5 protein-coding genes are annotated in these 6,149 nt (G+C 64.4%); 3 read left to right on the plus strand and 2 right to left on the minus strand.

What is annotated here, in order from left to right; all coding sequences use genetic code 11:
• Positions 1 to 5 precede the first annotated feature (5 nt).
• Positions 6 to 452 (minus strand): Lrp/AsnC family transcriptional regulator, encoded by a 447-nt coding sequence (locus B124_RS26025; protein WP_496505394.1) that lies wholly within the window; start codon positions 450 to 452, stop codon positions 6 to 8.
• A 74-nt stretch (positions 453 to 526) separates the two neighbouring features.
• Between B124_RS26025 and B124_RS26030 the strand changes: the two genes are divergently transcribed.
• Together B124_RS26030 and B124_RS26035 are read left to right on the plus strand one after the other, a co-directional pair.
• On the plus strand, positions 527 to 1,243 hold the full coding sequence (locus B124_RS26030; protein WP_496505391.1) for an AzlC family ABC transporter permease: 717 nt from the start codon (positions 527 to 529) through the stop codon (positions 1,241 to 1,243).
• A complete protein-coding gene (locus B124_RS26035) occupies positions 1,236 to 1,586 on the plus strand; it encodes a branched-chain amino acid transporter permease (RefSeq protein ID WP_496505392.1) in 351 nt (116 codons plus the stop codon). Before B124_RS26030 ends, B124_RS26035 begins: the two co-directional genes overlap by 8 nt.
• Positions 1,587 to 1,959: 373 nt before the next feature.
• On the opposite strand, the gene B124_RS26040 is transcribed toward B124_RS26035, so the two are convergent.
• Complete coding sequence (locus tag B124_RS26040; protein WP_496505393.1) at positions 1,960 to 5,787, minus strand: discoidin domain-containing protein; 3,828 nt, start codon at positions 5,785 to 5,787, stop codon at positions 1,960 to 1,962.
• Positions 5,788 to 5,982: 195 nt separating this feature from the next.
• Here B124_RS26040 and B124_RS26045 point away from each other — a divergent pair.
• The coding region (locus tag B124_RS26045) for a helix-turn-helix domain-containing protein (RefSeq protein ID WP_496505268.1) at positions 5,983 to 6,149 on the plus strand (167 nt) is incomplete at its 3' end.

The raw sequence follows: 6,149 nt of genomic DNA on the forward strand, positions 1-6,149 counted from the left end.
TCCACTCAGTCCACGACCTTGATCTTCTTCATGGTGGGCTGCGAGATGACCCGGGCGACGCCCGGGATGCCGATGATCTTGCCGGTCTGGAACTGCTCGTACGCCGCGTAGTCCGCGACCAGCACCCGCAGGAAGTAGTCCGGCGTGCCGAAGACCCGCCGGAACTCCACCACTTCGTCGTACGCGCCGATCGTCGCCTCAAGACCGGCGAGGGTGTCGAGGTCGCTCACCGACACCTCGATGGAGACGATCACCTCAAGGCCCCGCCCGGCCGCCTCCTCGTTCACCCGCGCCCGGTAGCCCGTGATGATCCCGGCCTCCTCCAGCCGCTTCACCCGGCGCAGGCAGGGCGGCGGGGTCAGGCCGACCCGGCGGGCCAGCTCGACGTTCGTCAGCCGGCCGTCCTGCTGCAACTGACGCAAAATTTCACGATCAAGCTCATCAAGTTTCACTTCATTGCGCACATGGACAGTGTAGAGCCACAATCCGTAACCATATAAGCCGCGGAACTTTCTAGAATCGCCCCATGGTTACGGAGCACGCCGACCGCCGGCTGCGCGCCGACCTCGCCCGCGGGCTCGCCGACTCCGGGTCGGTCGGGCTCGGCGCCTTCCCCATGGGCGTGGCGTTCGGCGTCCTCGTCGCCCACTCGGGCCTGGACTGGTGGTGGGCGAGCGTCTTCTCCGGCCTGATCTACGCCGGTTCGCTGGAGTTCCTCCTGCTCGGCCTGGTGCTGGCCGCTGCACCGCTCGGGCAGATCGCGCTGACGGCGTTCACGGTCAACTTCCGGCACGTCTTCTACGCCCTGACCTTCCCCCTGCACCGCGTACGGGGCCGCGCGGCCAGGGCGTACAGCACCTTCGCCCTCTCCGACGAGGCGTACGCCGTCACCGCGCACCCCGCCGCGCAGTCCTACCCGGGGCGCCGTGTGCTGTGGCTCCAGGTCTTCATCCACCTGTACTGGGCCGGCGGCGCCACCCTCGGCGCGCTGCTCGGCGCCACCGTCCCCGCCGGTGTCCGGGGCCTGGACTTCGCCGTCACCGCGCTGTTCACCGTGCTGGCCCTCGACGCACTCCGCGAGCGGCCGGCGCTCGCCGTGCCCGCGCTGGCGCTGGGCTGCGCGCTGGCCGCGCGGCTCACGGTGCCCGGCGGTCAACTCTTCGCCGCGTTCCTGCTGTTCGCGGCCGTGCTCCTCGCCCACTACGCCCTCGTACGCCGCCGGGAGGCGGGCGCCCGTGCCTGACACCCCCGCCGCTCCCGCCGCCGGCTATCTGCTCGCCGCCGTCGCGGTCGCCGTCGCCGTCACCTGGGCGCTGCGCGCCCTGCCGTTCGCCGCGCTGGCCCCGCTGCGGTCCAGCCCGCTCGTGGCGTACCTGGGCACCGCGATGCCGGTGGGGGTGATGGTGATCCTCGCCGCGTACACCCTGCGCCACCTCACGCCGCGCGACCCGGGGGCGGCGTGGCCGACGGTGCTCGCGCTGGCGGCCACCGTGGCCGTACACCTGTGGCGGCGCAACGTCCTGCTGTCGATACTCGCCGGCACGGCGGTGCACGTGGCACTCGCCAGCACGGTCTTCGCCGCCTGAAGCCGCCTCACGTGCGGGCGTCGAAGCGCCGGCGGAGCGGCTCGTAGCCGTGTCCGGGCAGTAGCTCCGGAAGCTCGGTGAGCAGCCGCTCCAGATCCCCGTGACCGACCCCGTCCCGGCGTGCGGCTCCAGCGTTCCTCGACGGCGGTGAAGGTGCTCACAGTGCTCCCACGTCCCGGCTGCGGGGAACCCACCGCATCGGCACATAGCACCTGGCGGGCCCGGGAGGGCCCTGGAACGGAGCCAGGGCGGGCGGCCGGACACGCCGGCCACCCGCCCGGATCCGCCGGCCGGGGTTCTCCTGCTTCGTTGGCATCGGGTCAGCGTCGTCGCCATGGACGACCACGACGACGCTGACCGCTCGCCTCGCTGCCTACCTTCCGTTGACGGCTACCTCGAGCAGGTCGGTCGCCGGCCCGTTCGAGCCGCCGTCGAACACCAACTTCACGTACCGGGCCTGTGCGCTCACGGGGTACCGGTCGTGGAAACCGAAATACGCCGTGCCCGTGGGTCCGTTGACGGTGCCGGCATCGTTCCAGGTCACGCCGTCGACGCTGGTGTGGATCTCGAACGTCCTGGGCGTGTTGATGTACCGCTGGTCCAGCGTGTTGAAGTTGATGTCGACGCTCGAGATGTCGGACTTCGCCGCCAGCTTGAACTGAAGCCAAGCCTTCTCGTCTCCTGGCACCGACCACTTCGACTCATCGAAGCGATCGCCCTCGATGAGCTTGCCGTCGACGAGGTTCGACACCGCATCCTGCTGCTGGTCAGCGGTGATTTCGGCGCCCTTCGCAAGGTTCCGGTGCGGCAGGAGATCCAGGAAGACCTTGTTTGTCGTGAAGGTTCTGCCGTCCAGTGTCACGTCCGCCCAGACGGCTCCCCTCGTGGGCGCCTCGACCTGCGGAGTGATGATCTTGTTCTGCTTGAACGCGAACGTGTCCACCTCCTCGACCGCGACCGGCTTGTACTTGGTACCGCCGGCCAGATCGACAACTCCGCCATGCCATGTGATCCGTGCCGCATCCAAGCCGATGGACCCGCCGGTGGCCGACCTGCCTTCTATCGCGTACTTCAGCCCATCGTTCAGGCCGAACTCACCGTAGGTCTCCTTCCCCTCCACCAGCAACGATGCGCCGATCATGTCCTCGGCGACGTAGACGAATCCGTCCTTGACCCGCACCTTCAGCGTGTCCTGCTTGGTCACGCCCTCGTACGTGCCCCGCACCGTGATACTCGTCGTGCCATCCGACACCGGGGTCACGATTCCACTGGACTGAACTGCCGCTACCTCGGGATTTGCGCTGCTGTAGGCCACGTGCGAAAGACTGGCTTTCAGCGCGGGATACGTCATGTAGCCCTCGGCGTTTACCTGCAACACGTGCGGTGCTGTCTGCTCACCGGTCGCGGTGACGTCGGTCAGCTTGTACTTGCGTGCAGGATTGTCGGTCACAATCTTGATGATCGTGTCAATCGGATCTTCCTGCACATTGGCAAGGTCGATGGTCAGGCTGTCGCCCTTCTGGCTGAACGACTTGACCGGTACATCGCTGTTCAGATATTCCACCGACGTGACCCGGTCGTTGACCGGGTGAATGGTCAGGGATTTGCCGGTGATCGCGTCGAAGCCCTTCTTGCCGTCCGGCCCCTTCATGATGTGCAGATAGATGTTGTTGTCCCTGCTGGTCGCGTACCCCCACTGCGGACCAGTCGTGCCGTTCGGGCGTGCGAACTTCTCGTAGTTTCCTCGTCCGTCATCCTCGTAGCCGTAGCCCGCCAGGAAGTACGGCGTCGTGCCCGTCGTGGACTCGTGTCGGTCAGGCCCATGCTTCGGGCCGAACCACTTGGCGAGGTTCTCCCTTACATCGATAAACTCCTGGACAGCCTTCGGGTACCTCGTGGCGATGTCCTGGGGAGAGTTCTGGTTCGGTCCCCGGCTGTCGATGACACTTTGGTCGTTGTTGTCGACGAGGCCCCGGCCGGCGTTCATCAGCATCTCTTTCGAGACCTGCCGGTAGTCATCGCGCTTCTCGTAGTAAGGCGACAGCATGTTCTTGGTGTGGATCATCTTCCACGGCTCCATGACCGTCCGCTTCAGAAGATGATTCCCGTGCGCGCTGGAATAGATGCCGGACGCCTCGTCGGTCCGCAGATCCGGATCGCCGTACTCGACCCCCCAGGCGTTCGAGTTCACGACGATCTCATCGCTGTAATTGCGAATGAGGCTGTACATCACGTCATAATTGGCACCGGGCATTGCCTGGGGTCCGTCGAAGTACAGATACTCCGGAGAGTAGCGCTGAATGAGGTCTTCCACATTCTGTACGAGTACATCAGTGGAATGATGCTGCAAGCCGCCGCCTTCGGTTGCGTAATACAAGCCGAACTTCATGCCGTGACGCTTTACCGCTGCCGCGTAGGGCTTCAATCCGTCGACTACTCTACCGTTTTCGTCCTTGGGCAGATATTCCGCCCTGATATGCTTCGGATCCGCGAATTTTGAGGGCCAGAAATAGTTCTGCTGCAGGGATTCGATCGACACCAGCGAGTGCCCTTGACGCTTCGCCCGCTCCGCCCACAGGTCAGCGGAGAAGTTCGGATCCACGAAGTAGTTGTACGTCGGAGTGGAATGAGTCAGCGCGCCGACCCTGCCCTCCTCGAACCACTTGTTGGGACGTTCCTTCACCGTGATGGTGAAGTCTTTCGAAGCAGTGTTCCCGTCTTTGTCGGCTACCTGGACGGTGAAGTTGTAGTCGCCCGGTCTTGTGTTGATGCCGATGGTTCCGTCGGCGCTGTTCAGATCGACCTTCCCGTCGACCAGTCCGTCCGCGATGGAGCCGTCGGGGTTCAGTTCCAGACCATCGGGCAACTTCCCATCGACGATGCTCCACGTGTAGCCCGGCGCGCCACCGGCAGCCATGAACTGGAAAGCCGAGGCGGCGACGCCGAACTTGTTGTCGGCCGCCGACTTGTTCCAGACGTACGGCCATTCCTTGTAGCCGACCGGCATGTTGCTCTTCGGGAGTGGAGTGTCGATCGCATCGTCAGTCGAGAGCCCCTGCGACACGATCTGCAGATTCCCCGACGGGCCTGTGACCGAATTGACCAGACCATTGATCTTGTTGCCGGCCTGATCCGTCACCCGGCCATAGAATCCGAGATAGGCCACGTTCTGGTCCTTGGCGATCGGCACACCGTTCGAGTTCACATCCTCCGTGTAGGTGTGCTTGATCTGAATCATCAGCTTGTTCCAGCCTGCGTGCAGTTCGACGGCCTGCTTCGTCAGATCCTTCTGCACTTCCACCGGAGTGCTCGGGGGCGTCAGGCACCTGTCGTTCGCATAGAGCCGGTACGAACCGCTCGCCCCGACGTTGAAGTATGCATTCTGCTCGACCGGACTGTATACGTACGTGTGCGCGTACACGTACTTGTTCCTCGTATCGACACCCTTCTTGACGGAGTAGTACCCGTAAAGGTCCTGGTAGTCGTCGTAGGTCCGGTTATAGATACGGTCGTCGAAGTACTCCCACTTGTTTTCTTCGCTGCCGAAGCTCAACGACTCACCGGTCTTCGGAGTGATCTTTGTCTTCCCGTCGACCGGCTTCATGGGCGGCGGCACCGCCTCAGCACCGTTGTACAGGGCGACTTCGGCGGCGGCCGCAAAGGGCTGCCCGTTCTGTGCACTCAGGGCCCGCAGCCGCACGTGCCTGGCAGTGACCTGCGGGAAGGTGACCGTCTTCACTTCGGTCCCGGCGCTGAACGTGCCGGTGGCTATCGGTGTGCCCCACGAGACGCCATCGTCGCTGACCAGTACCTCGTAGTCCGCGATGTTCCCGTTGGTGCCGCCGGACTGCCGTGGCAGGTAGGTCAGTTTGTCGATCGCGTACGGTTCGGGCAGCGTGAGGTCGAGCCGGTGCGGCATAGGCGAGACACCGTCGCTGTACGCGGTGTGCCAGATGGTCGACGGGTCGCCGTCGACCGCTCTTTCCGCGGCACCGTTCTCCGCCGCTGTCTCGGCACTGTCTGCGACGGCTGTCACGACCTTCGGCTCTTCGGCTTCGCATTCATACTGCTTGTCGGCCACCGGCGAATCAAACGGGCCCGACACCAGCCACGAGTTGATGAACGGAGCGTTCCCCGCCGTCTGCTGTGCGGATGCCTGCTCCGTCCCGGGTACGCCAAGCAGGGATGATGCGACCACCATCACCCCTATACTCAGTGCAGTTTTGATCGTTCTATGCCTTCTGCTCATTGCCGAGAATCTCTCTTCCGCTAGTGTCTTGTGATCCGGTTCATGTCACCTGAAGGTCTTTGACTCGTTGGACACTGCGTGAATCTCTCTTCAGAACAGGTCGCAGAATTGCGGACGTTGGTGGCGGACCGGCACGTGACGGCGGATGTGGCCCTGCGAGCCCGGATCGTGTTGTGGGCGGGCGAGGGCCGCCGCCGCAAGGACATCGCTGAACTGGCGGGGGTGTCTGCCCGGACGGTGGACCGCACCAGGACCCGGTATGCTGAGCGCGGAGTGGCGGGCCTGGTGGAAGGGAAGCGCGGTGGGGGAAAGGA

This window comes from Streptomyces sp. CNP082 (assembly GCF_059570535.1).